The following is a 25,103-nucleotide window of genomic DNA, read 5'->3' as shown; positions in this document are numbered from 1 at the left end:
TCAGAGGAGCCCCTCTTCCTCGTAGTACTTCTGTGCACCGGGGTGCATCGGAACGTCGCCCTGGCCCGAGAGCGCGAAGTCGTGGCCGATCAGACCACCCTGCGCAAGCGTGATGGTCTCGGCATGCTCGAAGGTGGCCTTCGTGATCTCGTAGCCCAGCTCGGGGCTGACCTGAGTGGTGGAGGCGATCAGCGCCGCCGCGACCGACAGGGTGATGACCGGCTCCTCGAGGAAGTCGTACGCCTCCGGCTCGATCGTGTAGACATCGAACAGGCTCTCGCCCGCGATCTGCTCGGCCTTGTCCTGATCCAGGGCGACCAGCACGACGTCATTGGTCGCGGCAAGGTCACCGAGCGCACCGGTGGGGGTGCCGACCACGAACACCGAGGCGTCGATGTTGTTGTCCCGCAGGAGGTCGAGCGAGCTGGAGAAGTCCTGCTCGAACGGCTCGTAGTCACCCTCAGCGATGTCATATGCGGCGAGGATCGCGTCCGAGACTGCACGGGTGCCGGAGCCGACATCGCCCACGGCGATCCGCTTGCCCTTGAGATCCGCGGCGGTCTCGATGCCGCTTCCCGCGAGGGTCACGATATGTGCGGCCTCCGGGTAGAGACCTGCGATCCATCCGATGTTGTCGACCTGCGCGCCCTCGAACTCGCCGGTGCCGCCCACTGCCGTGTTCGCAGTGTCCGACTGGACGATGCCCAGCTGCCACTCGCCCTGGAAGATCTTGCCGATGTTCTCCACCGAGGCCCCGGAGTCGGTGTAGGTGACGGTGATGCCGTCGATGTTCGCCTCATAGATGGCGGCGTACTCGCCGCCGAGCGGGTAGTAGACACCGCCGGTGCCGCCAGTGCCGAAGGTGAGGTCGGTGACGAAATCGCCGTCGCCTCCGCCTTCTCCACCGCCCCCGCCCTCTCCGCCGGATCCTCCGCCGCTGTCATCACTGCAGGCGGCCAGGATGCCCAGGGCCGCCAGCGGGCCGAGCGTCGCAAATGTCCGTCGTCCGATTCTCATGGGAGTTCCTCTTCCTCGAGGGGCGAGTGCCGTTGTGTAGAAGGGCCCGCATCGGTCTCGAACTCCGAGCCTGAGCGGGATGAGCCCATCCCACCACATCGGGGGCCGTCTTCCACTCGTTGTGGACGGCCGTCAGGCAACGGTGCAGTAACGGTCACGGCCAGTTCCGCCGCGACATCGAGCCGAGGGTCGCCCTCACCCGCCATCCGACCCTGCACAGAGCTGGAGCCTCACAGCTCGCTGAGCTGACCTCCCGCGACGTGCCAGCGGCGGTCGGTGCGGACCGTCTCGAGCATTCGCCGGTCGTGGGTGACCAGCAGCAGGGTGCCCTCGTAGGATTCCAGCGCCTGTTCGAGCTGCTCGATGGCGGGGAGGTCCAGGTGGTTGGTGGGTTCGTCGAGCACCAGCAGGTTCACGCCGCGAGCCTGCAGCAGGGCGAGCGCGGCGCGGGTGCGCTCCCCCGGTGACAGCTCGACGGCGGCGCGGCCCACATGGTCGGCGCGGAGCCCGAACTTCGCCAGCAGTGTGCGGATGTCGGCCGGAGTCTGCTCAGGGAGCTGGGCCTGGACCGCGTCGGCGAGCGCCTCTGATCCCTCGAACAGTGAGCGGGCCTGGTCGATCTCGCCGATCTGCACGCTCGCGCCGAGCGAGGACGAGCCCTCGTCCACCGCGCGCCTGCCCAGCAGCGCCCTCAGCAGGGTCGATTTGCCGGCCCCGTTGGGCCCGGTGATCCCGATCCGCTCCCCGCCGCCGACCTGGGTCGAGATCGGCCCGAGGGTGAAGTCGCCCTGCTTCACCACAGCGCCGGTGAGGGTGGCGACCACGCTGCTCGAGCGCGGCGCGGCGCCGATCGTGAACTGCAGCTGCCATTCCTTGCGGGGCTCCTCCACCTCATCCAGGCGCGCGATCCGGCTCTCCATCTGGCGCACCTTGCGGGCCTGCTTCTCGCTGGACTCGGACTGTGCGCGGCGGCGGAGCTTGTCATTGTCCGGGGACTTCTTCATCGCGTTGCGCACGCCCTGGCTGGACCATTCGCGCTGGGTGCGGGCTCGGGAGACGAGATCTGACTTCGTCGCGGCGAAATCCTCGTACTGCTCGCGGGCATGACGGCGCACCGTGGCCCGCTCCTCGAGGTAGGCGTCGTAGCCGCCGCCGTAGAGGCGGTGGGAGTTCTGGGCGAGGTCGAGCTCGAGCACCTCGGTGACACAGCGAGCAAGGAACTCGCGGTCGTGGCTGACCAGCACCACTCCCCCGCGCAGTCCGTGCACGAAGGTCTCGAGCCGCTGGAGCCCGTCGAGGTCGAGGTCGTTGGTGGGTTCGTCCAGCAGCACCAGGTCGAAGCGGCTCAGCAGCAGCGCGGCCAGTCCCACCCGGGCGGCCTGACCGCCGGAGAGTGAGGTCATCTCGGTGTGCTGCACGCCCTGGGCCTCGTAGGGCAGCCCGAGATCCGCGAGCACCGCGGGGATCCGCTCCTCCAGATCTGCGGCGCCGCTGGCGAGCCAGCGCTCCAGCGCATCGGCGTAGACGTCGGCCGGGTCGGGGCCGCCTGGCGGTGCCTCCTCCCCGAGCGCGATGGCCGCCGCATCCATCTCAGCGGTGGCTTGTGCGCAACCGGTTCGGCGCGCGATATATCCGGCGATGGTCTCGTGCTCTCGGCGTTCATGCTCCTGCGGCAACCAGCCCACGAAGGCATCCGCCGGGGAGAGGGAGAGCGACCCGGCGTGCGGGGCATCGACCCGGGCGAGCAGCCGCAGCAGGGTGGACTTGCCGGCGCCGTTGGCACCCACCACACCGATCACGTCCCCGGGGCCGACGGTGAGGTCGAGATCCTCGAACAGGACGCGGTGGCCATATCCACCGGCGAGGCCGTGGGTGACAAGGGTGGCGGTCATCCAGGCATTCTCCCACCGCAGGGCGCTGCTCGCGCCCTCCCCGCCGCGTGGCGCACCGCGGGGTGACTCCCCTTACCGGGGCGAGGTAGTTCAAATGTCAGCCACTTGGCACATTATCAACAGGCGTCTCGCTCCTCAGGAGTCAGCACATCACTTCTCGCGCCGACCCACCCGGTCCAGGCGCTAGCTCACCTCTGCGGAAGGACCCCTCATGCGCTTCACCCCTGACATGGCCGCCGCCTTCGGTGACTGGCTCGAGCTCGATCTGATCCGGCGCGCACTGGTTGCCGCTCGACCCGAGCTCGACGGCGTCCTGACGCCCGACGCCCGGCGGCCCCTGCTGCGGATCCCCCGCCCGGACGGAGGGCTGGCGGTCGTGGCGAGGATGTCGGACGCGGAGCGGGCCCCGTGGGTCGTGGGCATCGCGGGCGGATCGGCACCGATGCTCCACGAGTTCGACTCACTCAACGACGTGGTGGCACTCGTGCTTCACCTGCTGGACCCGTCGGCGCTGGCACCCGGCGGGGCGGAATCCACCGCGCAGGGCTGGCCGTTCCGGACGGAGTGACCCGTCTCATGCCATGACATCAGATGGACACTTTCCCGAAATGTCCGATTCCTTGCGCATGATGAGAGTGTCCTGCGCAGCATCGGCGGGCAACTCTTCAGCGGTCGCCGCCCCGGCAGCCGTGACCTCTCGTCCCTGAGGAAGGAACTGCATGCTTTTCACCCGCGACATGGCGGCCGCCTTCGGCGACTGGCTTGAGCGTGAACGGATCCATGATGTTCTCGTCACGGCCCGTCCCGAACTGGGCGGCAGGCTCGTGCTCGACGAGGAGCGGCCCCTGCTGCGAATCCCTTTGCCCGATGGGACCGACATGGTGGTCGCGAAGACGGACGAGCCGACGAGCACAGGCTGGGTCCTCGGCATCCCCGCACCGCATGCCCCTGCCCTCCATGAGCCGAGCTCGCTCGGTGAGCTCGTCAGCCGAGTGCTCGAGGTGCTGGACTCCTGGGGCAGTCGTGACGGCAGATCACTGCAGGACTGACAACGCTCAGGTGAGCGCCGCGCAGGACCTGCGCCGCCCACGGGACCTGCAGTGATGCTGAGGAGGTTGATGCCCCGAGGTCACCCCCGAAGTCGCCATATGACGGCATGCGACAGTTCTCTGGCCTCCGTGCTCTGCGGCTCCTACAGTCGGCCATCACCCACCGTGAGAGTCCATGAAAGGCCCGCTATGACCACGATCGCTGAGCTGCGTGACCGCTTCTCCCCCGTGCTGCAGTCCATCGCCGCTGGCACCCTGACCCGGGAACGGGACCGGGCCCTGCCCGTGGCCGAGGTACGGGCCCTGGCCGAGGCCGGACTGGGGCGCGTGCGCCTTCCCGTGGAGGTCGGGGGCCTGGGTGCGACGATCCCGCAGCTGACGGCGCTGCTGGTCGACCTGGCTGCTGCGGACTCCAACCTCCCGCAGATCTGGCGGGGCCACATCGCCTTCGTCGAGGATCTGCTGGTGACCCCGCACACCGAGTTCCGCGATCGGTGGCTGACGAAGATCGCCGACGGCGCCATGATCGGCAATGCGTGGTCGGAGATCGGCACGGTGGAGCGCGGCTCCTTCGGCACCCGGATCACCGTCGACGGCGAGCACGCTGGAGTGACCGGGCAGAAGTTCTACACGACCGGCTCGATCTACGCCGATTTCTCCGACACCCTGGTCGAAGCGGCGGACGGCAGCCAGCACATCGCCGTGGTCCCGCTCGCCCAGCCCGGTGTGAGCATCAGCGATGACTGGGACGGCTTCGGCCAGAAGCTCACCGGCACCGGCACGATCGTCTACGACCATGCCCGGCTCGAGGCCCGCGACGTGATCCCCTTCGCCGACCGCTTCGGCTACCAGACCGCCATCTACCAACTGGTGCTGCTCGCCGTGCAGGCGGGAATCGCCGCCGCCATCGAGGCGGACGCAATCGCGGCGGTCGCCGCCCGTACCCGCACCTACAGCCACGGCAACGCCGACCGGGTCCGCGAGGATCCTCAGATCCTCCAGGTGATCGGAGAGATCTCCGCCGTCGCACATACCGCAAGCGCCCTTGCCGGGCAGGTGGCCGAGGCGGTGCAGGCGGCGCACGAGACCGCGCTCGTCGGGGGCGAGACGGCGCGCGCCACCGTGGTCGCGGCGGAGCTCTCCTCGGCCCGTGCGCAGGTGGTCACCTCACGGCTGGTCCCCGAGGCGGCGACCCGGCTGTTCGATGCACTGGGAGCGTCGGCCGTGCGCGAGGCCGCGGCGCTGGATCGCCATTGGCGCAACGCCCGCACCGTCGCCTCCCACAACCCATGGGTGTACAAGGCGAAGGAGATCGGTGCCTGGGAGGTCAACGGCACCGAGCCGGGGTTCCAGTGGGCGATCGGCACGGTGAACGACCGGGCAGCAGGGACGAGCGAGCCCTCCGCAGGGGCCGCCGGCTCCGCGGTGCCCGTCGGCGTCTGATCATCGCCGACCAGCGGGGCGGGCCCCGTCGGTCGGCAGCGGCAGCCCGGCGAGGTCGCTAGCGCAGCAGGCGGGAGAGCAGACGGTGCGCGGCACGCCGGCCCGCGCGCTTCCCCACCGCTTGCGGTCCCTGCTGGGCGACACGGACATCGCCTCGAAGTCGTCGTGCACGGAACAGCCAGTTCAGCATCTGTACCTCCTGAAGGTGATGGTCCTCGACCGTACCGGTCATGGGACGGCAGGCCCAGGTGGCGCTGGATACGATGCGGATCCCACCACATTCCTCTCGCTTCTCGAAACAGGTGCCCGATGCCCGATCGTTCCCAGCCTCTGCAGCGCCTCGGCTTCCTCACCATCGGGTTGTTTGACCCGGAGGATCCCGCCGCCGGGCATGAATCGACCCTGCGGATCATCGAGCTCGGCGAGCAGCTGGGGTTCGACAGCGCCTGGCTGCGTCACCGCCACCTGCAGTTCGGGATCTCCTCCCCCGTGGCGGTGATGGCCGCCGCCAGCCAGCGCACCCGGCGGATCGAGCTGGGCACCGCGGTGACGCCGCTGGGCTGGGAGAATCCACTGCGCCTGGCCGAGGATCTCGCCACGGTGGACGTACTCTCCGGGGGCCGGATCAACCCGGGAGTCAGCGTGGGCACCCCGATGCAGTACGAGACCCTCAAGCACGCGCTCTACCCGCACACCGCGGAGCTCGAGGACTTCAGCAAGGACCGGGTGGAGCTGCTCGCCAGCTTCCTCGCCGGCGACCCGGTGCGGGAGCTCTCGGGCAAGCAGGGCGTGGTCGAGGAGTACTCCTCGCGGGTCGAGCCGCACTCCCCCGGACTGCGGGACCGGCTCTGGTACGGGGCCGGCAGCATGAGCTCGGCAGTCTGGGCCGGGGAACACGGGCTGAACCTGCTGAGCAGCAGCGTGATCTTCCCCGACCAGGGGCAGGATCCGGACTTCGCCGCCGTGCAGGGTGCTCAGATCCGGGCGTTCCGGGAGGCGGCCGCTGCGCACGCCCCGGACGCCGCCGCACGTGTCTCCCAGGGTCTGGTCGTCATCCCCACGGACTCGGCGAGCACGGAGCAGAAGGCGAAGTATCGGGCGTACGTCCAGGAGCGGCTGCCCCGCACCCGCGCCCCGCAGGGTCCCCGCGGCATGATGTTCGCCCCGGATCTCCTGGGCACCAGCGAGGAGATCGCCGAGCAGCTCTGGGCCCATGACGGCTTCCGCGAGGTGGACGAGGTCGCGTTCGCTCTGCCCTTCAGCTTCGAGCACGAGGACTACGTGCAGATCCTCAACGACATCGCGACGCGGCTCGGCCCGCTGCTGGGATGGTCACCGCAGTCTGAGTGACCGTTCCTCGCCCTTCCGATCAGGGCTGTGGCCGCACGCCGCCGTCGTCGAGGAGGCGAGCAGCCCCGTCGGGGAAGCCGTCAGGGCCAGCGCCGCGCGGCCCGGGACAATGCTCGATGGACCCGCTCCACCGCCTCGAACATCACGGCCGAGCCGACGTCCTGGAAGGACCCCATGCCTCCGCGGTACAGGAGCAGGGACCGCCTCGCAGAGTCACGCAGCTCCCCGCGCTCCGAGATCCCGGAGAACCGCTTCTCGAGCGAGGTGGCGACCGTCCCTCGTGCATCATCGGCGTCGATGTGAGCCGCGAGATGCAGCTGGGTGATCGCGAGGCGGATCTCGTCGAGGTGTTCCTGGGGGTCGGTCATCCCAGCATTCTCGCCTTGCGCGGGTCCAGGCGTCCTGCAGCGGGTGGGACGGTGAGGCGAAGTCCGCCTCGGCGGCGGAGAAGCTGTCGCCGAGCACGCGCGCATCTCGGTCGCAGCAGGCGTCGAGCGCGGCCCCCTCATGACTGACCGGGATGTCAGGCGTGCTCCGACCTGGCCTCGTCGTCGACCTCGGCATCCAGCACCACTCCGCGACGGATCGAGATCGTCACCGCCACCGCGATCGCCGCCACGGCTGCGGCAGCGATCAGGTAGCGCAGCGGGTTCGGTTCGCCGCTCAGCGCGCTCATCCCCACCACGGCGGGGGCGATCAGCACGGCGACCAGGTTCATCACCTTGAGCAGCGGATTGATCGACGGGCCGGCGGTGTCCTTGAACGGGTCGCCGACGGTGTCGCCGATGATGGTGGCCTCGTGGGCGAGGGAGCCCTTGCCCCCGTGGTGGCCGTCCTCCACGATCTTCTTGGCGTTGTCCCAGGCCCCGCCGGAGTTGGCGAGCATGATGGCCATCAGCACGCCGGTGGCGATGGCGCCGGCGAGGTAGCCGGCGAGCGCCGGCGCGCCGAGGCCGAAGCCGACGGCGATCGGGGCGGCGACGGCGAGCAGGCCGGGGGTGGCGAGCTCGCGCAGCGAGTCACGGGTGACGATGTCGACCACCCGTCCGTATTCGGGCTTCGCGGTGCCCTCCATGATCCCGGCGATCTCGCGGAACTGGCGGCGGACCTCGTAGACGACCGCTCCGGCGGCGCGGCCGACGGCGCTGATCGCGAGGCCGGAGAAGAGGAACACCACGGCGCCGCCGATGATCACTCCGACGAGGATCTGCGGGGAGAAGACGACGGACTGGTCCAGGAAGTCCTGGTAGCGCTCACCGAGCACGTCTTTGATCGCGTCGGTGTAGGAGCCGAACAGGGCGGTCGCGGCGAGCACGGCGGTCGCGATCGCGATGCCCTTGGTGATGGCCTTGGTGGTGTTGCCGACGGCGTCGAGCTCGGTGAGCACCCGGGCGCCCTCGTCATCCACGTCCCCGGACATCTCGGCGATGCCCTGGGCGTTGTCGGTGACCGGGCCGAAGGTGTCCATCGCGACGATCACGCCGACGGTGGTGAGCAGTCCGCAACCGGCGAGCGCGATCGCGAACAGGCCGGCGATGCCGGAGCCGCCGAGCAGGAAGGCGCCGAACACTGCCGCGGCGATCACCAAGGCGGTGAACACGGCGGATTCCAGGCCGAGGGAGAAGCCGGAGAGCACCACGGTCGCCGCTCCGGTGCGAGAGGTGGCGGCGACCTGGCGCACGGGGCGGTCCTCGGTGCTGGTGTAGTAGCCGGTGAGGTAGAGGATCAGCACGCCGAGGGCGATGCCGATCGCCACGGCGCCTGCGGCGATGATCCTCGGATCGTCGATCGCGGCGCTGGTCTCGTCGATCCCGAGCTCGGCGAAGCTGCCCGGAAGGTAGACGTACGCGGCGATCGTGCACAGCACCGCGGAGATCACGGCGGAGTACAGGAACGAGCGGCGGATGGTGGTCAGGGCGCTCTGACCCGTCTTCGGAGTGGTGAGGTAGATGCCGATCAGGGCGGTGAGCACGCCGATCGCGGGGACGATCAGGGGGAACACCATGCCGGCCTCGCCGAAGGCGGCGCGGCCCAGGATGAGCGCGGCGACCAGGGTCACGGCGTAGGACTCGAAGAGATCCGCCGCCATCCCGGCGCAGTCGCCCACGTTGTCGCCGACGTTGTCCGCGATGGTCGCGGCGTTGCGGGGATCGTCCTCGGGGATGTTCTTCTCGAGCTTGCCGACCAGGTCGGCGCCGACGTCGGCCGCCTTGGTGAAGATGCCGCCGCCGACGCGCATGAACATCGCGACCACCGCGGCGCCGAAGCCGAAGCCCTCGAGCACGAGCGCGGCGTCACCGCGGAAGAGCAGCACCACAGCGCCGGCGCCGAGCAGGCCGAAGCCGATCGTCGCCATCCCGACGCAGGCCCCGGTGCGGACGGCGATGAGCATCGCAGGATCCCGGCCCACCTCATGGGCCGCCGCGGCGACCCGGACGTTCGCGCGCACCGCGAGCCACATCCCGAGGTAGCCGATCAGACCCGAGAACCCCGCACCGACCAGGAACGCGACGGACCGGGCGACGCGCAGCAGCATTCCCTCGGCGCCGGTGGCGCCATGGGTAGGCAGCAGCAGGAGCAGCACGAAAGCGATCACGGCGAAGACGCCGAGAGTGCGCAGCTGCCGGCGGAGGTACGCGGCAGCGCCCTCCTGGACCGCTGCGGCGACCTCGTTCATGGCGTCGGTCCCGGTCTTGGCTCGCAGCACCTCGGAGCGGAACCGAAGGGCCATCGCGATCGCGATCAGGGCGATCACCACGATCACCCCGACCGTGGTGAGGCTCGCCGTGGAAAGGGTGAGGGAATCCGGTGTCAAGAGGTCCTCCGCACGTCGTCGTGGGTATGGGTCCTTCATCCCGTCGCGCTCTGCTCCGAACGCCACGGACCTGGTGCGCGCACTGTAGCCGCGATCGGTGCCCAGGAATACCCTTTCGGCGCATCCGGCGGGCCTCGGCCCTCAAGACCTACGACATCAGGCCCTGGTCTCCGCGCGGTCCGCGGCGTAGCGTGACCGCACCGATCCCGCGGGGTCCGGTCCCGCGGGCGTCCACCAGGAGGTCACCATGGCAGGCCACGTCTACAACGTCACCGAGATCGTCGGCACCTCACCCGAGAGCAGCGACGATGCCGTGAAGAACGCGATCGCCGAGGCCTCGCGCACCCTGCGGAACCTGGACTGGTTCGAGGTCCAGTCCGTCCGCGGCCATCTCGAGGATGGCTATGTCGCCGACTGGCAGGTGACGATCAAGATCGGCTTCCGCCACGAGAGCTGAGCACGACGCCGCAGTCACACCGTTCTGACGAAGGGGTGCTGCGGAGTCCGAGTCGGTCAGAATACGACTGGGGCAGCGGTGCCTCTGAGCGGAGCGCGCCACCGTTCCGGATACGCTCACTTCCGTGGATGCCCTGGCCCGATTGCTCGACGCCCCTCGCGGACGAGATGCCTACCTGGTGCGCACCACGGTGGACAGGCCGATCCGGTGATCGGGCCGGTGCTGCGTGCGCTGCACGAGCATCCTGCTCACCCCTGGACGCTTCCCGAGCTGGCGGCCCTGGCGGGCGTCTCCCGCTCCGGCTTCGCGCAGCGTTTCACCACGCTGGTCGGCGAATCACCGATGGCCTATCTGACGGGGTGGCGGATGGCGCTGGCCGCAGATCTGCTGCTGGAGCCGACCTCCACGGCCGAGCGGGTCGCCCGCGAGGTCGGCTATGGCAGCGCCTTCTCGCTGAGCGCGGCCTTCACCTGAGAGCGCGGAATCAGTCCGAGTGAGCACCGTGCGCGGTCAGCGGCCGTGACGTCGGACGCGGCACCCCGGTGACATAGCCCTGGTTCGGGCTCTGGTGCAGCCAGCGCTCGTCGGCCAGCTGCTCGAGCCGGAAATCGGCGACGTCCGCCGGGGCGACGGTCGCGACCTTCCGTCCCCGGACGGAGGGGAACCCGCGGCGGTACTGCCCGGTGCGATTGCCGTCGACGAAGGCGCCTGGCCGGGTGATCGTCCAGTCGAGCCCGGACTCACGGGTGATCTGCTCCTGTTCGTGATGATCGGCGTAGGCGCCGCGCAGCAGGAGGCCGAACATGGCGTACTTCCAGAACGGGGTGAGGGCGGGGCGGCTGTCGCCGACGCCGAGGCTGGTTTGCACGATGAGCCGGCGCACCCCGGCCTCGCTCATCGCGGTCGCGATGGCGGCGGTGGCCCGGCCACGGACCCCTCCCTTCCCGCCGGCGCCGAGGGTGACGATCACGGCGTCGTGGCCGGAGAGGACCGGGACGAGAGCTGGGGCGTCGAAGACGTCTCCTTCGACGATCTCGAGGTGCGGGTGGCGGGCACTGATCGCGGTGCGCGAACGGGTGAACGCGGTGATCTCGTGCCCCTGCGCGAGGCCCTGGTCGAGCACATGGGTGCCGACGGTGCCGCTGGCCCCGAAGACGATCACGCGGCGAGGGACGAGTGCAGGGGCGGCGGCAGGGACTGACGGCTGAGCAGACATATGAGTTCTCCTGGTGACGATGCGCTAATGCGGTCCTCACCAGTACAGATGTGCCCGTTTCGGTTCTCCATGGTCCAGAGACCGGAATCGATGCGCGATCGTCCAGAGCAGCCCGAGCAGCCGCCGGGGAGCTCGACCCGCATCGTTTCGAGAGTGTTCACCACATGGCCATGGCTCCTCCCGTGACCTGCCGGTGGGAGCGCTCCTACGGTGGTCTGGGTCCTCGATCTCGAGGCCTGTCCCCGATCTGGAGCACCCGTGCCTCGTCCCGCCTTCCGCCGCCTGAACCGCCGCACCCTGCTCATCGGCGGTGCCGCGCTCGGTGCGGGCATCGTCGTTCCCGCCTCGATCCTCGCGCTGACCGCCGGTCGGATCGCCGAGCCGTTCACCCTCGGGGTCGCCTCCGGTGATCCGCTGCCGGATTCGGTGGTGCTGTGGACGCGCCTCGCCCCGGAACCGCTGCTCGAGGACGGCGGGATGCCGCAGCGCGCCGTCGACGTGGAGTGGGAGATCGCGCAGGACGATGCCTTCCAGGTCGTCCTGCAGAGCGGGACCGTCCAGGCGCTGCCCGAGGAGGCTCACAGCGTGCACGTCGAAGTGGGAGGGCTCGCGCCCGGGGCGCCGTACTGGTACCGGTTCCGGGTGGGTGGGGAGGTCTCCCCCGTCGGCCGCACCCGCACCGCCCCGGCGGCCGGATCCCTGAGCCCGATCTCCTTCGGCGTCACCTCCTGCGCGAGCTTCGAGGAGGGGTGGTTCACCGCCTACCAGCACCTGGCGCAGGAGGATCTGGACGTGGTGTTCTGCCTGGGTGACTACCTCTACGAGTACGCGGCCGGGAAGCAGGGCGGGGTGCGCCGCCACGAAGGCGATGAGATGAACACCCTCGGCGAGTACCGCCGCCGCCACGCCCAGCAGAAGACCGATGGGGATCTGCAGGCGGCCCATGCCGCGGCTCCCTGGATCGTCACCTGGGATGACCATGAGGTGGACAACAACTACGCGGGCCTGGATCCGGAGAACGACGAGCCGGGTCAGGGAAACGCGTCTCTCCCGGACTTCACCGCGCGGCGCACCGCCGCCTACCAGGCGTATTGGGAGCACATGCCGCTGCGTCGCTTCCGCAAACCGGTGGACACCTCGCTGCCGCTGTACCGGGGATTCGACTACGGGGACCTCGCCCGATTCAGCGTGCTGGACACCCGCCAGTACCGTGACCCGCAGCCCTACGGCGGGAAGAAGGACACGGTGGGCCCGGAGCAGTGGGCCACCGACATGCTCGGCGAGGAGCAGCACAGCTGGCTCGAGCAGAATCTGGTGGACTCACGCGCGGTGTGGAATGTGGTCCCGCAGCAGATCTTCTTCGCGAACATGGACTACAAGGTGGGCGGGCCCGGCGCATACAACGACGGCTGGGACGGCTATCAGGCCTCGCGCGATCGGATCCTCGGCCTGGTCGCCGAGCGCGAGATCGAGAACTTCGTGGTGCTCACCGGAGATGTCCACTGCCATTATTTCAACGACCTGCGGCGCGACTTCGAGGATGACTCGAGCCCGGTCCTCGGCAGCGAGGTGGTGGTCACCTCGGTCACCTCGAACGGCGACGGGATGAACGTCTCTGCGGGCCAGCTCGAGCTCTGGCAGAGCGATATGCCGTACCTGCACTACCGCCAGGACCGGCGCGGGTATGTCACCTGTGAAGTCTCCCCCGAGCAGTTCCGGGCGGACTTCCACACGGTGGAGCAGGTCTCCACCCCGGACTCGCCGCGCGAAACGGACGCCTCGTTCGTGATCGAGGCGGGGGTCGCCGGGGCGCATCGCGTCTGAGCCGCGCACGCCTGGCCACCGCTCGCTGAAACCTCGGCGCCCCGCGAGGCACCGCTCCGTGCTGCGCCGGCTGAGCCTCAGGAGGCGGTGATGCCGAGCTGCGCGGCGTGCTCGCCGATGGCGCGGGCCAGCTTGAGATCGCGAGCGGTGATGCCGCCGACGTCGTGGCTGGTCAGCGCCACAGTGACCTCCGGATAGGTGAGGGTGAGATCCGGGTGATGGTTCGCCGCCTCCGCGCTGGCACCGATGCGGCTCACGAGCTCGAGCCCGGTCGCGAAGTCGCCGGTGGCGTACCTGGCGGTGAGCGTCTCTCCGTCCAGCTGCCAGTCCGCAAGAGCGGCATCGGCGATCTCGGTGGGGGTGAGAGTCTTCTTCGAATCAGCCATGGCACCATCGTGCCCTTGTGAAGGTCGCGCGGCTACCCCGTGGGGACTCCGGCATGCCCTTCGGAGGCGTCGGCATGGCGGGCGGTGATGAACGAGCCCTTGGCCTGCACATAGGCGAGCCGGTCCTCGGGATGCGCGATGGCCAGGCGCCGCTTGAGCTCGCCATAGGCATCGCGCTCCGCCGGATGGGTGCGGAGGTGATCGCGGAAGGTGAGATAGCGGCGCCACTGCTCACCGCCGTGGTCAAGCACATGGACGTTCACCAGCCGGAGGCCGGGTTCGAGCTCGAGCGCATAGATCCGGTCGGGGCGCTCCTCACCTCCCTCACCGCGGTAGAGGTGACCGGCGCGCATCAGCCACTCATGCACCGAAAGCGGGTCAGAGCCGGGCCGCTGGCCGATCGCCACGTCAAGGATCGCCTTGGCGGGCAGACCAGGCACCGAGGTGGAGCCGATGTGCTCGAGGGCGAGGGCGTCGGCCGGGCGAGTGGGAGCGAGCGCGGCGACCAGCCCGGTGAAGGCGCGAACCCAGCGAGGGGAAGAGCCAGCGAGCTCCACCACGCCACGACGCACCCCCAGATCAGCGTCGGCCAGCAAGGCGGCGAGGGCGGGAGCCATCGGCTCTGCGTGCTCGCTGCGCTCGAAGGGAACGGGCTGACACTCCATGCGCTCTGCTCCTGACGTTCCCACCAGCATCGATACCCACCCAGACAGGCCGGACTCGTAGATACCGGATCCGGAAGTGCCGGAGCGACTATAGACGGCGAGATCTCCACACCAGGACGAGGATCACGAGCTGGACCACCAGCGCCACCGCCCCGACGAGCACATCGTCCCAGCCCATCGCGAAGCCCGCCTGCAGAGTGCCGATGCCGCTGGCGACCGGGTAGAACAGCGGCCACAGGATCAGCAGGTTCCGCACCAGGGCGAACACCACGGCGAAGACGAGCGCGAAGGCTCCGAAGCTCAGCGCCGCGGCCACCGGCACGCTGCCCACGTGCTGGAGGGCGAAACCGACGCCGACCAGGCCGATCGCGGGCAGCCAGCCGAAGGCCCGCTCCCAGCGCAGGAAGAGCCAGCCGAAGACGAACAGCGGTTCCCACAGCACCATCAGGTTCCCGAGCAGATGCGGCAGCACCGGGACGCCCTGCTCAGCGGAGAGCACGAACAGCTGATAGGCGGAGCCGGCGCCGAGCACCGCGGAGACGATCAGGGACAGGACCAGGAAGCGGCCCGTGATCCCTAGGCCCTCGAGCCCCTCGCGCTGTCGGTGCAGCACGGTCAGGGCTGGCACCAGGGTGCCGAGCAGCAGGATGCCGGCGTAGAGGAAGGCGGGGTGGATCGCGGTGCCGGCCCAGTAGGCGCCCCAGAATCCCAGGAGGGTGAGCAGGGCGATGAGGGTGTCGACGCCGGGATCCCAGGCCACCATGCGGCGGCGTGTGCGCGCCATCTTGTCGGTGCCCGATCCTGGACTGTGCACTGCCCCCGCTGACTCAGTCATGGGGCCATCGTGCCCGCTGTGCGGCGCCGCGTCCATGGCAAGGACGAATCGGCGGCTCCTCCCTCCATGCATGCGCGAAGCGCGCCATCCCACTGCCCGGCTGACGCATCCCGCCGCCCCACCCGTCGGCCACACTGGGGGCATGGATGATCTGCTGGTCACCCCCGGCCCCGGGGCACCGCGCGGCCTGCGGGTGCCGGCCGCGGAGCTCGACGAGCAGTTCTCCCATGCCTCCGGTCCCGGTGGGCAGGGCGTGAACACCACCGACTCCCGGGTCCAGCTCAGCCTGGATCTCGTCACCACCACCGCGCTCGACGAGGTCCAGCGGACACGGGTCATGTCCCGGCTCTCCACGAAGCTCGCGGGCACAGTCCTCACCGTGACTGCGTCGGAGCAGCGCTCCCAGCGACAGAACCGGCGGGCGGCGCGGGAGCGGCTCGCCGCGCTGCTGCGGGAGGCCATCGCCCCACCGGTGGTGCGCCGGGCGACCCGCCCTACGAAGGGGTCGAAGCGTCGGCGGCTCGAGGCGAAGCGTCAGCGGGCGGACCTCAAGCGCACCAGGCGTCGCCCCGGGGGCGAGTGATCGTGTGAAAGGCCGTCGTCGACCTGCGCGTTCTGCTCCCGCCGTTCCACGTCCTCGTCTAGGTTGAGCCCATGCTCCGTCGCCTTCTCGCTCATGCCTTCTGGGCCGTCAGTCCCTGGAAGCTCGTCACCGCGCCGGCACCGCCCCAGCCCGCAGTGATCCTCGGCGCCCCGCACACCTCCAATTGGGACTTCGTGTTCATGCTGGCGATCTCCTGGCGGCTGCGGCTCCCGCTGCGCTGGCTGGGCAAGCACTCCCTGTTCACCTCGTGGAGGGGACCGATCATGCGTGCTCTGGGCGGGATTCCGGTGGACCGCTCGGACCCGAGCAAGGTGGTCGACGAGGTGGTGGCCCGGGTGCACGCCGGTGAGGTGTTCGGCCTGGTGGTCACGCCCGACGGGACCCGCGGCGCACACACCCATTGGAAGTCCGGCTTCTATCGCATCGCTCGCACCACGGGGCTGCCGGTGGTGCTCGGCTACGTGGACCGGACCACGATGTCCACGGGACTCGGCCCGACCCTCGAGATGACCGGTGACGTCGCCGCGGATATGGACCGGATCCGCGACTACTACGCGGACAAGACCGGCTACCACCCCTCGAAGCGGGTCGAGCCGCGACTGCGAGAAGAGGGCACGAACGAGGACCCCGCGACCGCGACTCCTGACCCCGCCTGACCTGCACGACCCCGACAGACCGCAACAGACCTTGAACGAAGAGGGAGCCCATCACCCCAGGCCACCGGGGGTGGAGACCGCTTCCCGGGGCTCCCGCGTTTCTCCGTCACGCTTCCGGTCCAGTCCTTTAGCGTGAGTCTGTGACCCTGCCTCCCGCTCCCCGTCCCCAGCTCCGGCTCACCCGGCGCGGCCGGCTCGTCCGCACCGGCCTGGTGCTGCTGCTGTGTGTGCTGCTGGTGCTCACGCTGGTAGCCGTGGTCCGCGCCCTCGGCGGGGATGGGGAAGCGCAGCGTGCTGGCACGAGCTCCCCCACTGCCCTGACGGCCGCCGAAGGTCCATTGGACGGCGGTGGTGCGACCGCCGGAGCCCCCACCCCGGAGTCCGAAGGAGACGGCCCCGTCGAGGGCGAGGCGATGGTGCGCACCGGCACCGTGGGCGCGGGCACCTGGACTTTCGCGGCTCCCTCCCCCGCGCCGGCGGTCGCCGAGGGGCGCACTGTGCGCACTTATGCCGTGCGGGTCGAGGACGGGATCGAGGTCAGTGCTGACGAAGCCTCCTCGGAGATTGCCCGGGTGCTCGCCGATCCTCGCGGCTGGCAAGAGATCGATAACGTGTCCTTCCGTCAGGTGGCGACCGCGGAGGAGGCCGAGTTCACCATCTCCCTGGGCTCGCCGCCCACCGTGGATGCGCTGTGCCTGCCCGCGAAGACCGGAGGAACCTGGAGCTGCCGCATCGGCCCGGACGTGGCGCTGAACTCGGATCGCTGGCTCCACGCCACCCCGACCTACGACGATCTCGTGGAGTACCGCGCCTACATGATCAACCATGAGGTGGGGCATTTCCTCGGTCACGAGCATGCCCGGTGCGGCGGTGCAGAGCAGCCGGCGCCCGTGATGCTGCAGCAGTCCATGGATCTGGAAGGGTGCACACCGAACGCCTGGCCTGCGACGAATGCGCCGGCCTGAGCGTTCGCCGACGCAGCCTGCACGAAGCTCTCATCCCCTGTGCGTCGGTCCCACTCCACCAGCAGGCGCAGGAACAGACCGCCAGCGAGCAGACCACCGATGAGGTCGGTCATCCAGTGCCAGCCGAGGAGGAAGGACACGGTCACGGAGTTCACGCTGATCAGCGCCACGATCCAGCGCAGGTTCCGCACCAGGTGCGGGGATGCTCTGCTGTATTGCGCGATCAGGTGGACGGCTGTGCCGTAGATCAGCACCGCCTCCGCGGCGTGCCCCGAGGGGAAGCTGATTCCCAGAGCACCCATCTCGGTCACGCCCGCCTCGAAGAATCTCGGGTCACCGGTGGAGGATGCTCCGCGGGCCAGCAGCACTTTCGACGTCCCCACGCCCACGAAGAAACTCACCTCCGCGAACAGCGCGAGGATGATCGGCCGCCAGGAGCGCCGGCGCCGGGCCAGCACGATCGCGACCACCGCCAGCACCGGCAGGCACACGGCCTGGCCGGCGATCCGATCCAGCACGTTCTGGGCGAGCGCCAGGGAGGACGGATCGATCTGCTCGAGCCAGCGCCGGGCCAGGAGCCTGTCCAGCTCCTGCAGGGGTCCCACGGCCAGAAGCGTCACCATCACGAGGACGATGAGGAGAGCCGGAGCAGACGTCACCCGGTCGGACCAGCGCAGATCGAGTTCCCTGAGCCGACGCCGGTCGAGCTGAGCGTCAAGCAAGGCATCAGGTGAAATCTGGGTGTCGGCGACCATCGTCGGCAAGGGTAGGAGAACTCCCGGCCAGAAGAAAAAGCACCGAGGTCAGAATGCTCCCAGTGCGCAGGAGATCACAGACCCCGCAGTGCGCTCGGCGGCAGCGACCGTCCCGCCCGTCAGCGACGTCGTTCGTGTGCTCAGCCGACCTTCTTGACGACGCTCGACTTCAGCTGCATGCGGCCGAAACCGGGGACGGTCCCGTCGATGTCGTGACCGTCGCCGCCGTCCTCGGTGAGGCGGATCCCCTTGACCTTGGTGCCGACCTTCAAGGCGCCACCGCCCCCACCTTTGACCTTGAGGTCCTTGACGACGGTGACGGTGTCGCCGTCATGAAGCTCGTTGCCCACCGCGTCCTTGACCACCCGAGGATCCCCGGCGACGTCGCCCGCAGTGGCGTCATCGTCGGACCATTCATGCCCGCACATGGGGCACACCAGCAGCGGCCCCTGTTCGTACGTGTAGGACTCTCCGCACTGGGGGCAGTCGGGCAGCACCTCGGACATCTGGCCTCTTCTCGATCATCAACCGGGCTCGGCCCCGGTCATGGCGGCACGCTCGCCGCGTCCCCACAGTCAACCATCCCTCCGGCACCGGACCATCGCCCGGCGGCGTCGTGCTCGGTCCGTCGCTCATGATCGATGGTTTCGGCCACGCCGCGCACGGCACGGAAGAGCTCCCCCTTCTCCAGCGCTTCGGCATCTGCCCCGTAGCCGATGAGAGTGGGGTCGACGTGCTGCGCCCCGGTGGCGAGCGCGTCGATCTGTGCCGGGGTGCCGAGCAGCACGGTCTGCAGCAGGGCTGAGGCCGCCTGCGCATCCAGCGGCCCGCGGGTCCCAGCGTCGTAGTACAGCGGCAACGAGGACTTCCTGCTCGGCGAGCCAGACGACCAGCTCATCAGGGCACTCGATGAGACTCAGCGCCGTCCCGTTCTTCAACCCGCCATAGGCGTCGAGCAAGAACTCGCCTGCTGCCGCTGGTCATCGAATTTGGTACGTCACAAAGTTCCCGAGCTTGCGGCGGGCGGAGTCCGAGAGCTCCGGATGCCGTGCATGCATGACCGCCCGGACCTCGCTCCCGATCTCAATCAGCGTGCCCCGGGAGATGTCCGGCACCGCTCGCATCGCCTCATCCAACATCTTGTGCACCGGTTCGGCGGATACCTCCGGGCCGAACCTCGAGCGGAGAGCCCCCTCATCGATGCTCGGATAGTGCTCGAGGTAGGTCGTGATCGCCTCGCTGATGTCCACGTCTCGCGTTCCCGTCCGTCGCCCTCAGGCCGGGCTCAGCGGCGCCGCGCGGCGAAGGTCGAGTGGCCGGGCCCGGAGCCCGGCGCGACGACGCGGTCGATCGAGTCCAGTTCCTCCACCGTCGGCTCCCACTCCACGGCGCGGGCGTTCGCGGCGACCTGCTCGGGGCGAGTAGCGCCGGCGATGACGGTGTCGACGGTGGGCTGGGCGCGCAGGCCGCCGAGGGCGATCTCGAGCATGCTGCGTCCGGACTTCTCGGCGAGGGTGCGGAGTCCCTCGATCACGTCCCAGCGGGCACTGTCCAAGCGGGCCGTCTCGGAGGCGAGACGGGTCCCCTCGGGCGCTCCACCGGCCTGCGAGTACTTGCCGGTGAGCAGCCCGTAGGCGAGGGGGAAATAGGGCAGCAGGCTCATGCCGAAGTGCTCCAGGGCAGGCACCAGCTCGGCCTCGGCGCTGCGGTTGTAGAGCGAGTACTCGTTCTGCGCGGTGATGAATGCGGGTGCGCCGACGGCGGCGGCGAGGTGCGCGGCATCGGCGACCTCCCAGGCGGCGAGGTTCGAGCAGCCGATATAGCGGACCTTGCCCGAGCGGACCAGGTCGCCGAGAGCGTCGAGCGTCTCCTCCATGGGCGTGATGCGATCCGGGGTGTGGAGCTGGAAGAGGTCGATATGGTCGGTGCCGAGGCGTCGCAGGGACCCCTCGACCGCACGCAGGATGTACCCGCGGCTGGCCCGGTTCGCGCGCGCCCCCGGGTAGGTCTCGCCCATGTCCATACCGAACTTGGTCGCGATCACGACCTCCTTGCGGCGAGCGCCGAGCGCCTTCCCGAGCATCGTCTCGGACTCTCCGAAGCCATAGGCGTCGGCGGTGTCGAAGAAGGTCACACCCTCATCGAGTGCGGCCTGGACGACGGCTGTGGCCGCATCCTGGTCGATCCGGCGCCCGAAGGCGTTGCACCCGATGCCGAGTGCCGAGACGAGAAGACCGCTGGAGCCGAGGGATTCATAGCGCATCGGCCCAGGCTAGCGCCTGGATGGCTGCCGACAGACGACGGTCTCATCCTGTCTGGGGGCAGTTCGGCGAAGGCCAGATGCCACTGGACTGAGCCGGCGGCCGCCAGCCAGTTCTTCCAGGGGACTCCCTACCCCTCGCTCCTCGCGATGGCGTAGTCGCGGGTGATCCCTGCCGTGACCCGGCCCCACTCGCTCGCCCGCACCCGCGCCTGGTGTGCCTCGAACGCCGCCTCGTCAGCAAACCGCTCCGCGACAGTCCAGATCAGCGGGTCCTCCGTCTGCACCACGTCGAAGCGGAGGCACCCAGGCTCGGCGCGGGTGAGCTCGATGTGACGGGGCAGGTGGCGCACGACGGTCTCCGCCTCATCACGATCCGCGCAGAGCAGGCGGCCGGTCAGCTCGACAGAGGTCATGCGGCACGGTACCGCGCGCCTGCGCGGCAAGTATCGTCGCCCGCAGCAGGAGCCGCCCACTGGACCGGAGGAAGATCATGTCGCACAGAGCCGTCTCGTTCACCGAGGTGTCGACGGAGGGCCTTGAGTCCTCCCCCGTCGCGGATGCCCTGGCGGGCCTGCGTGCGAATGAGGCGCGGTACTTCTCGACCAAGTACCAGCACGAGTTCACCGTCGTCCCCGCCGTCGAGGCGCCGGCCACCCTCGCGTGGGTGGAGGAGATCCTGCGCTCGGAGCGCGACATCGCGTTCGCTTCGCCCGCCCTCGAGGTGAGCATCAACGAGGTCGAGGACATCTTCTGGGTGCACGTGATCTTCGAGTCCGGCCTGATCGCGAACGTGCTCTGGACCCGCACCGAGGGTGGCAAGCGCGCCGTCGGCTTCAAGCTCTCCGACGGCATGGACGCTCCCGAGGAGCTCTCCGCGTTCAAGTTCGCACGACAGAAGTCGAAGCTCGCCGGCACGATCCGCGGCTCCTACTTCGTGATCAAGGGCGAGCATCCGCTGCCCCAGGAGGCATAGCCTGCGCCGACTAAGCCTCCTGGTCACTCCGCTCGCTCTTCGGCAGCTTTGCGAGGTGTGTTGCCTACCGTCAAGGCCCACATCGTAAAGCGGGGCGGAACCACGGGGCAGAGAATCACCCCTTTCCGGGGGCTGACCCCACTGCGGGAACTGCTGGCGCTCCGTACGGTGGACACCATGAGAACCCTCTTCCACTCCCTCCGCAGAATCGGCTTCCAGCGTGGGCCTCGCCGCCTCGTCGCAGGCATCGGCGGCGGTCTCGCCGAGAAGTTCGGGATAGATGTATGGCTGGTACGACTGCTGCTGCTGGCCTCCTTCCTGCTTCCTGTGCTCGGGCTGGGCGCATACCTGGTGGCCTGGGCCCTGCTCCCCTGGCAGGACGGCCGCATCCCTCTGGAGCGCGCCGTCGAGGGCCTCTCCACAGAGTCGTGACCTGGACGTCCTGAGCCAGATGCCCGGAACGGCCCTCATGGCCGTCTCGCTGCACAGTCGACGGTGGTAGCCAGCGGCACCACTCCTGCGCAGCGGGTCGGCAGCGCGCACCCCACGTTCTCTCAGGCCCCGCGAGATCTCGGCGTACAGTCCGACGAGGAGCTGACTCTGGTTCCCCGATGACGGGAGGCCGGATGTCCGGCACCACTGAACCGCCCACCACTGCCTCTTTCGCGTCGTCGCGTGACGCCGCAGCGGGCAACCAGCTCCTCACCCTGGGGCTTCTCGCGGGATCCACGATGGAGAACGAGCGGAGGCTGCCGCTGCATCCTCACCACCTGGACCGGATCGACGCAGACGTGCGCGCGCGGATGATCGTCGAGCGCGGATACGCCGCTGACTTCCAGCTCGAGCCCGGGTATATCGAGTCGAGAGTGGGCCGGGTCGCCGAGCGCGCTGAGGTGATCGCTGCCGCTGACGTCCTGCTGCTGCCCAAGCCGCAGGCAGCGGAGGTGACCGCGCTCCCCGAGGGGCGGGTCCTGTGGGGATGGCCCCACTGTGTGCAGGACGCACAGATGACGCAGACCGCGATCGATCGCCGGCTCACGCTCATCGCCTTCGAAGCCATGAACCACTGGACCCGTCGGGGAGATTTCAACCTCCACGTGTTCCACAAGAACAACGAACTTGCCGGTTACTGCTCCGTGCTGCATGCGATGAGCCTCCGAGGATCCACCGGTGACTACGGGCCGCGGCTCAGCGCCGTCGTCATCGGCTTCGGGGCCACGGCCCGAGGCGCGGTCACGGCCCTGAAGGCGCAGGGCATCCACGACATCCAGGTCCTCACGCAGCGTGGGATCTCGGCTGTCGGCTCACCGATCCACAGCGCGCACATCACCCAGCTGCACACCGGCGACGGTCCCACCCACCTCAGCACGGTGCCCACGGCGGACGGCGATGTCCTGCTCCCGGACTTCCTGGCCTCGCACGACATCGTCGTCAACTGCACGCTCCAGGATGTGGCAGCGCCCATCACATATCTGCGCACCCAGGACCTGGAAGGATTCCGCGCGGGCAGGCTGATCATCGACGTCTCGTGCGACGAGGGAATGGGTTTCGAATGGGCCAGGCCCACGGAATTCGAGGACCCGATGTTCACCGTCGGGCAGGGAGTGAACTACTACGCCGTGGACCACAGCCCGTCCTACCTGTGGAACTCCGCCACCTGGGAGATCAGCGAAGCTATCCTGCCGTTCCTGCGCACGGTGATGGAGGGGCCGTCCGCCTGGGCGAAGGACCTGACCATCTCCGGTGCGATCGAGATCCTTGACGGAGTGATCAAGAATCCGAGCATCCTCGCGTTCCAGGGCCGGGAAGCTGACTTCCCGCACCCGCGCACCGCTGAGGTGGCCTGAGGTTCGAGCATCAGGCCGGCCCGCTCGATCAGGGTGCTATTGCGGAGGGATCTGGTCAGGTCCGTGCGTCGTCATGCCGGGGGCTCCAGCAAATGGCACCATGGGGCGCCGGTATCGGTGGTTGCCGCGTCTCAGTTGACGATCTCGGCGTCGGACTCCGATATAGCTGTCAGCCGTTCCCGCCACTGGTCGATCTCGGCTGGCCGCAGACGCGTCCAGCCGGTGATCTCCTGGAGCACCCGCAGCGGAGCCTCGCTCCGGTAGGACTGGGTGGGGTTGCCGGGGAACTTCTTGTCCGTGACGTTCGGATCATCTTCGAAGGATCCCGTCGGCTCCACGAGGTACACATGCGGCTCAGAATCGTCGGGGCCGAGCAGCGCGGCAATCTCGGCAGCAATCCCGCCCCCGTCCTTCCGCGCGGTGAAGTACACGTGGTTCATGATCACCTCGGGCCGGTAGTTCGAGCGCCGTCCCGCGGAGACCAGATCGCCAGGAAGAAGCACCGCTCGGGTGCCGTGGTAGTAGTCGGCGGGTTCCGACTCGTCCGAAGTGTCCACCCCAGGATCGTCCCACGCTGGTCCACGAGGGGAAAGCCGTCACCCCTGCACGCAGCGCGCCTGAACAACCTGCGCTCCCTTCGGTAGGCTCGGCGCGTGAAGACCGTCCTCAACATCTCCGCGTACCTGTTCACGCCGATCACCGATCGTGAGCAGCTGCGTCCGGTGCTGCGCGCACGAGCGGAGGCGGCGGGCCTGAAGGGCACGATCCTCCTCGCCGAGGAGGGCATCAACATGTTCCTCGCGGGCGATCCGGATTCGGTGCGCGGATTCGTCGTGGAGCTGCGCGAGGACCCTCGCTTCGCTGGGTTGACGACGAAGGAGAGCTGGTCGGCGGAGCAGCCGTTCCGAAAGCTGCTGGTCAAGCTGAAGCGCGAGATCATCCGCATGGACCACCCGACGATCCGTCCCCTCGAGGAGCGGGCACCCGCAGTCGAGCCGCGCACCCTCAAGCGCTGGCTCGATCAGGGGCACGATGACGCAGGCCGCGAGATCGTCATGCTCGATACCCGCAATGCGTTCGAGGTCGACTACGGCACCTTCGCCGGCGCGGTCGATTGGCGCATCGAGCGGTTCACGCACTTCCCTGAGGCGGCATCCACCCACCGCGAGGCACTCGAGGGGAAGACCGTCGTGAGCTTCTGCACCGGCGGGATCCGCTGCGAGAAAGCAGCGATCTACCTGCGCGAAGACGGCATCGACGCGCTTCAGCTCGAGGGTGGCATCCTCGGATACTTCGAGCACGTCGGCCAGGATCACTACGACGGGGAATGCTTCGTGTTCGACGAGCGCGAGGCGCTGGCGCCCGATCTGTCGCCGCGAGGTGGCAACGCGTTGTAGCGCGCCTGCCATCCGAGCTTCACCGCGGTCGCCGAATCAGGTCCTGGCCGAGATGGTGTGGGAACTCAGATCGCGGCGCATCACCAGGCGCGGCAACCTGCTGGCCACGGCATCAGTGACGCCCACCTTCACGAATCCGGCCCGCGTGAACATCGCCTTGGTGCCGACGAAGGCCATGGTCAGATCCATGCGGCCCGGTGGGTCCACGGGATACGCCTCGATGGCGGGAGCGCCCTGCTCTGCGGCGTACTGCACCGCGCCGTCGAGCAGGTGCCCAGTGACTCCCTGCCGCCGATGCCCGCTTCGCACCACCACGCAGATGATGCTCCAGACCGGCACGTCGTCGATCGGGTGGTACTTCTTGGAGGCGACCATCAGCGGAATCTCGCTGCGGGGGCTGATGCTGCACCAACCGACCGGCACTCCGTCGCAGTACGTCACCACTCCCGGGGCGTGCTCGCGCCGGGTCAGGCAACGCATCGCCTCCGCCCGACCACCCTCACCGCTGAGCTCCCTGATCTCGCGCGCCGGTAAACGGTGGGATAGGCACCAGCAGTGCGTCTCGCGCCCGGTGGGGTTGAGGACGTCCGCGAAGTCGTCGAAGCGATGCTCGGTGACCGGGTGCGTCTCCCATGTGCTCATGCCACCAATACAACACTGATTGCTGTCGGTCGTCGAGGGGAACAGCGGTGCA

31 protein-coding genes are annotated in these 25,103 nt (G+C 69.0%); 14 read left to right on the top strand and 17 right to left on the bottom strand.

Translation table 11 applies throughout. The features are described 5' to 3' along the window. Both ABD893_RS07065 and ABD893_RS07060 read right to left on the bottom strand, forming a co-directional pair. A complete protein-coding gene (locus ABD893_RS07065; protein ID WP_345077414.1) occupies positions 1-1,017 on the bottom strand; it encodes a TAXI family TRAP transporter solute-binding subunit in 1,017 nt (338 codons plus the stop codon). Positions 1,018-1,247: 230 nt separating this feature from the next. Beyond that, positions 1,248-2,909, bottom strand: a complete 1,662-nt coding sequence (locus ABD893_RS07060; protein WP_345077411.1) for an ABC-F family ATP-binding cassette domain-containing protein — start codon at positions 2,907-2,909, stop codon at positions 1,248-1,250. Between the two features lie 211 nt (positions 2,910-3,120). Here ABD893_RS07060 and ABD893_RS07055 point away from each other — a divergent pair, with 211 nt between their 5' ends. From ABD893_RS07055 to ABD893_RS07045, 3 genes are all read left to right on the top strand, one after another. Further along, positions 3,121-3,477, top strand: coding sequence for a hypothetical protein (locus tag ABD893_RS07055; RefSeq protein ID WP_345077408.1), 357 nt, complete (start codon positions 3,121-3,123; stop codon positions 3,475-3,477). A gap of 151 nt (positions 3,478-3,628) precedes the next feature. Further along, complete coding sequence (locus ABD893_RS07050) at positions 3,629-3,958, top strand: hypothetical protein (protein WP_345077404.1); 330 nt, start codon at positions 3,629-3,631, stop codon at positions 3,956-3,958. 189 nt (positions 3,959-4,147) lie between these two features. Next, positions 4,148-5,401, top strand: coding sequence for an acyl-CoA dehydrogenase family protein (locus ABD893_RS07045; RefSeq protein WP_345077402.1), 1,254 nt, complete (start codon positions 4,148-4,150; stop codon positions 5,399-5,401). A 58-nt stretch (positions 5,402-5,459) separates the two neighbouring features. Here the strand turns inward: ABD893_RS07045 and ABD893_RS07040 are convergent, their stop codons facing one another. Continuing rightward, positions 5,460-5,591, bottom strand: a complete 132-nt coding sequence (locus ABD893_RS07040; RefSeq protein ID WP_345077399.1) for a hypothetical protein — start codon at positions 5,589-5,591, stop codon at positions 5,460-5,462. 119 nt (positions 5,592-5,710) lie between these two features. On the opposite strand from ABD893_RS07040, the gene ABD893_RS07035 reads away from it, so the two are divergent. Further along, positions 5,711-6,751 (top strand): LLM class flavin-dependent oxidoreductase, encoded by a 1,041-nt coding sequence (locus ABD893_RS07035; RefSeq protein WP_345077396.1) that lies wholly within the window; start codon positions 5,711-5,713, stop codon positions 6,749-6,751. Between the two features lie 80 nt (positions 6,752-6,831). Here the strand turns inward: ABD893_RS07035 and ABD893_RS07030 are convergent, their stop codons facing one another. Together ABD893_RS07030 and ABD893_RS07025 are read right to left on the bottom strand one after the other, a co-directional pair. Next, positions 6,832-7,119, bottom strand: a complete 288-nt coding sequence (locus ABD893_RS07030; RefSeq protein ID WP_345077394.1) for a hypothetical protein — start codon at positions 7,117-7,119, stop codon at positions 6,832-6,834. Between the two features lie 155 nt (positions 7,120-7,274). Continuing rightward, on the bottom strand, positions 7,275-9,605 hold the full coding sequence (locus ABD893_RS07025) for a sodium-translocating pyrophosphatase (RefSeq protein ID WP_425548353.1): 2,331 nt from the start codon (positions 9,603-9,605) through the stop codon (positions 7,275-7,277). A gap of 208 nt (positions 9,606-9,813) precedes the next feature. On the opposite strand from ABD893_RS07025, the gene ABD893_RS07020 reads away from it, so the two are divergent. Further along, entirely contained in the window at positions 9,814-10,023 is a 210-nt protein-coding gene (locus ABD893_RS07020) for a dodecin (RefSeq protein ID WP_345077388.1), read from the top strand. 207 nt (positions 10,024-10,230) lie between these two features. Next, positions 10,231-10,497 (top strand): helix-turn-helix transcriptional regulator, encoded by a 267-nt coding sequence (locus ABD893_RS07015; RefSeq protein ID WP_345077385.1) that lies wholly within the window; start codon positions 10,231-10,233, stop codon positions 10,495-10,497. A 10-nt stretch (positions 10,498-10,507) separates the two neighbouring features. On the opposite strand, the gene ABD893_RS07010 is transcribed toward ABD893_RS07015, so the two are convergent. Continuing rightward, entirely contained in the window at positions 10,508-11,239 is a 732-nt protein-coding gene (locus ABD893_RS07010; RefSeq protein ID WP_345077382.1) for an NAD(P)-dependent oxidoreductase, read from the bottom strand. A 258-nt stretch (positions 11,240-11,497) separates the two neighbouring features. Here ABD893_RS07010 and ABD893_RS07005 point away from each other — a divergent pair, with 258 nt between their 5' ends. Next, positions 11,498-13,063, top strand: a complete 1,566-nt coding sequence (locus ABD893_RS07005; protein WP_345077379.1) for an alkaline phosphatase D family protein — start codon at positions 11,498-11,500, stop codon at positions 13,061-13,063. Between the two features lie 77 nt (positions 13,064-13,140). On the opposite strand, the gene ABD893_RS07000 is transcribed toward ABD893_RS07005, so the two are convergent. The 3 genes from ABD893_RS07000 to ABD893_RS06990 form a co-directional block, all read right to left on the bottom strand. After that, positions 13,141-13,449, bottom strand: a complete 309-nt coding sequence (locus ABD893_RS07000; RefSeq protein ID WP_345077376.1) for a 4a-hydroxytetrahydrobiopterin dehydratase — start codon at positions 13,447-13,449, stop codon at positions 13,141-13,143. Positions 13,450-13,481: 32 nt separating this feature from the next. Next, the gene (locus ABD893_RS06995; RefSeq protein ID WP_345077373.1) at positions 13,482-14,114 is read right to left on the bottom strand and encodes a GrpB family protein; all 633 of its coding nucleotides are present in this window, start codon (positions 14,112-14,114) and stop codon (positions 13,482-13,484) included. An 88-nt stretch (positions 14,115-14,202) separates the two neighbouring features. After that, entirely contained in the window at positions 14,203-14,949 is a 747-nt protein-coding gene (locus ABD893_RS06990) for a hypothetical protein (RefSeq protein WP_345077370.1), read from the bottom strand. Between the two features lie 142 nt (positions 14,950-15,091). On the opposite strand from ABD893_RS06990, the gene arfB reads away from it, so the two are divergent. The 3 genes from arfB to ABD893_RS06975 all read left to right on the top strand — a co-directional run bounded on the left by arfB (position 15,092) and on the right by ABD893_RS06975 (position 17,174). Next, positions 15,092-15,532 (top strand): alternative ribosome rescue aminoacyl-tRNA hydrolase ArfB, encoded by a 441-nt coding sequence (arfB, locus tag ABD893_RS06985; protein ID WP_345077366.1) that lies wholly within the window; start codon positions 15,092-15,094, stop codon positions 15,530-15,532. 71 nt (positions 15,533-15,603) lie between these two features. Continuing rightward, entirely contained in the window at positions 15,604-16,209 is a 606-nt protein-coding gene (locus tag ABD893_RS06980) for a 1-acyl-sn-glycerol-3-phosphate acyltransferase (protein ID WP_345077363.1), read from the top strand. Between the two features lie 140 nt (positions 16,210-16,349). Then, on the top strand, positions 16,350-17,174 hold the full coding sequence (locus ABD893_RS06975) for a DUF3152 domain-containing protein (RefSeq protein ID WP_345077360.1): 825 nt from the start codon (positions 16,350-16,352) through the stop codon (positions 17,172-17,174). Here the strand turns inward: ABD893_RS06975 and ABD893_RS06970 are convergent. From ABD893_RS06970 to ABD893_RS06945, 6 genes are all read right to left on the bottom strand, one after another. Further along, positions 17,057-17,797: a phosphatase PAP2 family protein gene (locus ABD893_RS06970; RefSeq protein ID WP_345077357.1), complete on the bottom strand. Its 741-nt coding sequence runs from the start codon at positions 17,795-17,797 to the stop codon at positions 17,057-17,059. The genes ABD893_RS06975 and ABD893_RS06970 overlap by 118 nt on opposite strands. 272 nt (positions 17,798-18,069) lie before the next feature. Continuing rightward, a complete protein-coding gene (locus ABD893_RS06965; protein WP_345077355.1) occupies positions 18,070-18,435 on the bottom strand; it encodes a zinc ribbon domain-containing protein YjdM in 366 nt (121 codons plus the stop codon). Positions 18,436-18,473: 38 nt separating this feature from the next. Then, a complete protein-coding gene (locus tag ABD893_RS06960; protein ID WP_345077352.1) occupies positions 18,474-18,827 on the bottom strand; it encodes a DUF6357 family protein in 354 nt (117 codons plus the stop codon). Positions 18,828-18,909: 82 nt separating this feature from the next. Further along, positions 18,910-19,179: a hypothetical protein gene (locus ABD893_RS06955; RefSeq protein WP_345077350.1), complete on the bottom strand. Its 270-nt coding sequence runs from the start codon at positions 19,177-19,179 to the stop codon at positions 18,910-18,912. Between the two features lie 35 nt (positions 19,180-19,214). After that, positions 19,215-20,192, bottom strand: a complete 978-nt coding sequence (locus tag ABD893_RS06950) for an aldo/keto reductase (RefSeq protein ID WP_345077347.1) — start codon at positions 20,190-20,192, stop codon at positions 19,215-19,217. Between the two features lie 128 nt (positions 20,193-20,320). Next, positions 20,321-20,605, bottom strand: a complete 285-nt coding sequence (locus ABD893_RS06945) for a putative quinol monooxygenase (protein ID WP_345077344.1) — start codon at positions 20,603-20,605, stop codon at positions 20,321-20,323. Between the two features lie 77 nt (positions 20,606-20,682). On the opposite strand from ABD893_RS06945, the gene ABD893_RS06940 reads away from it, so the two are divergent. The 3 genes from ABD893_RS06940 to ABD893_RS06930 all read left to right on the top strand — a co-directional run bounded on the left by ABD893_RS06940 (position 20,683) and on the right by ABD893_RS06930 (position 23,012). Then, entirely contained in the window at positions 20,683-21,165 is a 483-nt protein-coding gene (locus ABD893_RS06940) for a phage tail protein (protein WP_345077341.1), read from the top strand. A gap of 177 nt (positions 21,166-21,342) precedes the next feature. Next, positions 21,343-21,597, top strand: a complete 255-nt coding sequence (locus tag ABD893_RS06935; protein ID WP_345077338.1) for a PspC domain-containing protein — start codon at positions 21,343-21,345, stop codon at positions 21,595-21,597. 194 nt (positions 21,598-21,791) lie between these two features. Then, positions 21,792-23,012, top strand: coding sequence for a N(5)-(carboxyethyl)ornithine synthase (locus ABD893_RS06930; protein ID WP_345077335.1), 1,221 nt, complete (start codon positions 21,792-21,794; stop codon positions 23,010-23,012). A 131-nt stretch (positions 23,013-23,143) separates the two neighbouring features. Here the strand turns inward: ABD893_RS06930 and ABD893_RS06925 are convergent, their stop codons facing one another. Further along, positions 23,144-23,569 carry an NAD(+)--rifampin ADP-ribosyltransferase gene (locus tag ABD893_RS06925; RefSeq protein ID WP_345077333.1) on the bottom strand — a complete coding sequence of 142 codons (426 nt, stop codon included), beginning with the start codon at positions 23,567-23,569 and terminating at the stop codon, positions 23,144-23,146. A gap of 96 nt (positions 23,570-23,665) precedes the next feature. On the opposite strand from ABD893_RS06925, the gene ABD893_RS06920 reads away from it, so the two are divergent. Then, a complete protein-coding gene (locus ABD893_RS06920) occupies positions 23,666-24,409 on the top strand; it encodes a sulfurtransferase (RefSeq protein WP_345077331.1) in 744 nt (247 codons plus the stop codon). A 36-nt stretch (positions 24,410-24,445) separates the two neighbouring features. Here the strand turns inward: ABD893_RS06920 and ABD893_RS06915 are convergent, their stop codons facing one another. After that, positions 24,446-25,051, bottom strand: a complete 606-nt coding sequence (locus tag ABD893_RS06915; protein WP_345077328.1) for a GNAT family N-acetyltransferase — start codon at positions 25,049-25,051, stop codon at positions 24,446-24,448. Between the last annotated feature and the right edge of the window lie 52 nt (positions 25,052-25,103).

Source organism: Brachybacterium paraconglomeratum, from assembly GCF_039541415.1.
GTDB lineage: Bacteria > Actinomycetota > Actinomycetes > Actinomycetales > Dermabacteraceae > Brachybacterium > Brachybacterium paraconglomeratum_A.
Note: the sequence above shows the minus strand (reverse complement) of the source record. Positions and strands in the feature narration are given on the sequence as shown.

What these genes read in the sequence shown, in the direction of transcription:
- ABD893_RS07050 (WP_345077404.1), top strand. Translation starts at nt 3,629, where the DNA reads ATGCTTTTCACCCGCGACATGGCGGCCGCCTTCGGCGACTGGCTTGAG.
- ABD893_RS06930 (WP_345077335.1), top strand. Translation starts at nt 21,792, where the DNA reads ATGTCCGGCACCACTGAACCGCCCACCACTGCCTCTTTCGCGTCGTCG.
- ABD893_RS07060 (WP_345077411.1), bottom strand. Translation starts at nt 2,909, where the DNA reads ATGACCGCCACCCTTGTCACCCACGGCCTCGCCGGTGGATATGGCCAC.
- ABD893_RS06990 (WP_345077370.1), bottom strand. Translation starts at nt 14,949, where the DNA reads ATGACTGAGTCAGCGGGGGCAGTGCACAGTCCAGGATCGGGCACCGAC.
- ABD893_RS07010 (WP_345077382.1), bottom strand. Translation starts at nt 11,239, where the DNA reads ATGTCTGCTCAGCCGTCAGTCCCTGCCGCCGCCCCTGCACTCGTCCCT.
- ABD893_RS07055 (WP_345077408.1), top strand. Translation starts at nt 3,121, where the DNA reads ATGCGCTTCACCCCTGACATGGCCGCCGCCTTCGGTGACTGGCTCGAG.
- ABD893_RS06970 (WP_345077357.1), bottom strand. Translation starts at nt 17,797, where the DNA reads ATGGTGACGCTTCTGGCCGTGGGACCCCTGCAGGAGCTGGACAGGCTC.
- arfB (WP_345077366.1), top strand. Translation starts at nt 15,092, where the DNA reads ATGGATGATCTGCTGGTCACCCCCGGCCCCGGGGCACCGCGCGGCCTG.
- ABD893_RS07020 (WP_345077388.1), top strand. Translation starts at nt 9,814, where the DNA reads ATGGCAGGCCACGTCTACAACGTCACCGAGATCGTCGGCACCTCACCC.
- ABD893_RS07065 (WP_345077414.1), bottom strand. Translation starts at nt 1,017, where the DNA reads ATGAGAATCGGACGACGGACATTTGCGACGCTCGGCCCGCTGGCGGCC.
- ABD893_RS07025 (WP_425548353.1), bottom strand. Translation starts at nt 9,605, where the DNA reads ATGAAGGACCCATACCCACGACGACGTGCGGAGGACCTCTTGACACCG.
- ABD893_RS06980 (WP_345077363.1), top strand. Translation starts at nt 15,604, where the DNA reads ATGCTCCGTCGCCTTCTCGCTCATGCCTTCTGGGCCGTCAGTCCCTGG.
- ABD893_RS07045 (WP_345077402.1), top strand. Translation starts at nt 4,148, where the DNA reads ATGACCACGATCGCTGAGCTGCGTGACCGCTTCTCCCCCGTGCTGCAG.
- ABD893_RS06965 (WP_345077355.1), bottom strand. Translation starts at nt 18,435, where the DNA reads ATGTCCGAGGTGCTGCCCGACTGCCCCCAGTGCGGAGAGTCCTACACG.
- ABD893_RS06935 (WP_345077338.1), top strand. Translation starts at nt 21,343, where the DNA reads ATGAGAACCCTCTTCCACTCCCTCCGCAGAATCGGCTTCCAGCGTGGG.
- ABD893_RS06940 (WP_345077341.1), top strand. Translation starts at nt 20,683, where the DNA reads ATGTCGCACAGAGCCGTCTCGTTCACCGAGGTGTCGACGGAGGGCCTT.
- ABD893_RS07035 (WP_345077396.1), top strand. Translation starts at nt 5,711, where the DNA reads ATGCCCGATCGTTCCCAGCCTCTGCAGCGCCTCGGCTTCCTCACCATC.
- ABD893_RS06945 (WP_345077344.1), bottom strand. Translation starts at nt 20,605, where the DNA reads ATGACCTCTGTCGAGCTGACCGGCCGCCTGCTCTGCGCGGATCGTGAT.
- ABD893_RS07030 (WP_345077394.1), bottom strand. Translation starts at nt 7,119, where the DNA reads ATGACCGACCCCCAGGAACACCTCGACGAGATCCGCCTCGCGATCACC.
- ABD893_RS06950 (WP_345077347.1), bottom strand. Translation starts at nt 20,192, where the DNA reads ATGCGCTATGAATCCCTCGGCTCCAGCGGTCTTCTCGTCTCGGCACTC.
- ABD893_RS06995 (WP_345077373.1), bottom strand. Translation starts at nt 14,114, where the DNA reads ATGGAGTGTCAGCCCGTTCCCTTCGAGCGCAGCGAGCACGCAGAGCCG.
- ABD893_RS06960 (WP_345077352.1), bottom strand. Translation starts at nt 18,827, where the DNA reads ATGAGCTGGTCGTCTGGCTCGCCGAGCAGGAAGTCCTCGTTGCCGCTG.
- ABD893_RS07000 (WP_345077376.1), bottom strand. Translation starts at nt 13,449, where the DNA reads ATGGCTGATTCGAAGAAGACTCTCACCCCCACCGAGATCGCCGATGCC.
- ABD893_RS06915 (WP_345077328.1), bottom strand. Translation starts at nt 25,051, where the DNA reads ATGAGCACATGGGAGACGCACCCGGTCACCGAGCATCGCTTCGACGAC.
- ABD893_RS07040 (WP_345077399.1), bottom strand. Translation starts at nt 5,591, where the DNA reads ATGCTGAACTGGCTGTTCCGTGCACGACGACTTCGAGGCGATGTCCGT.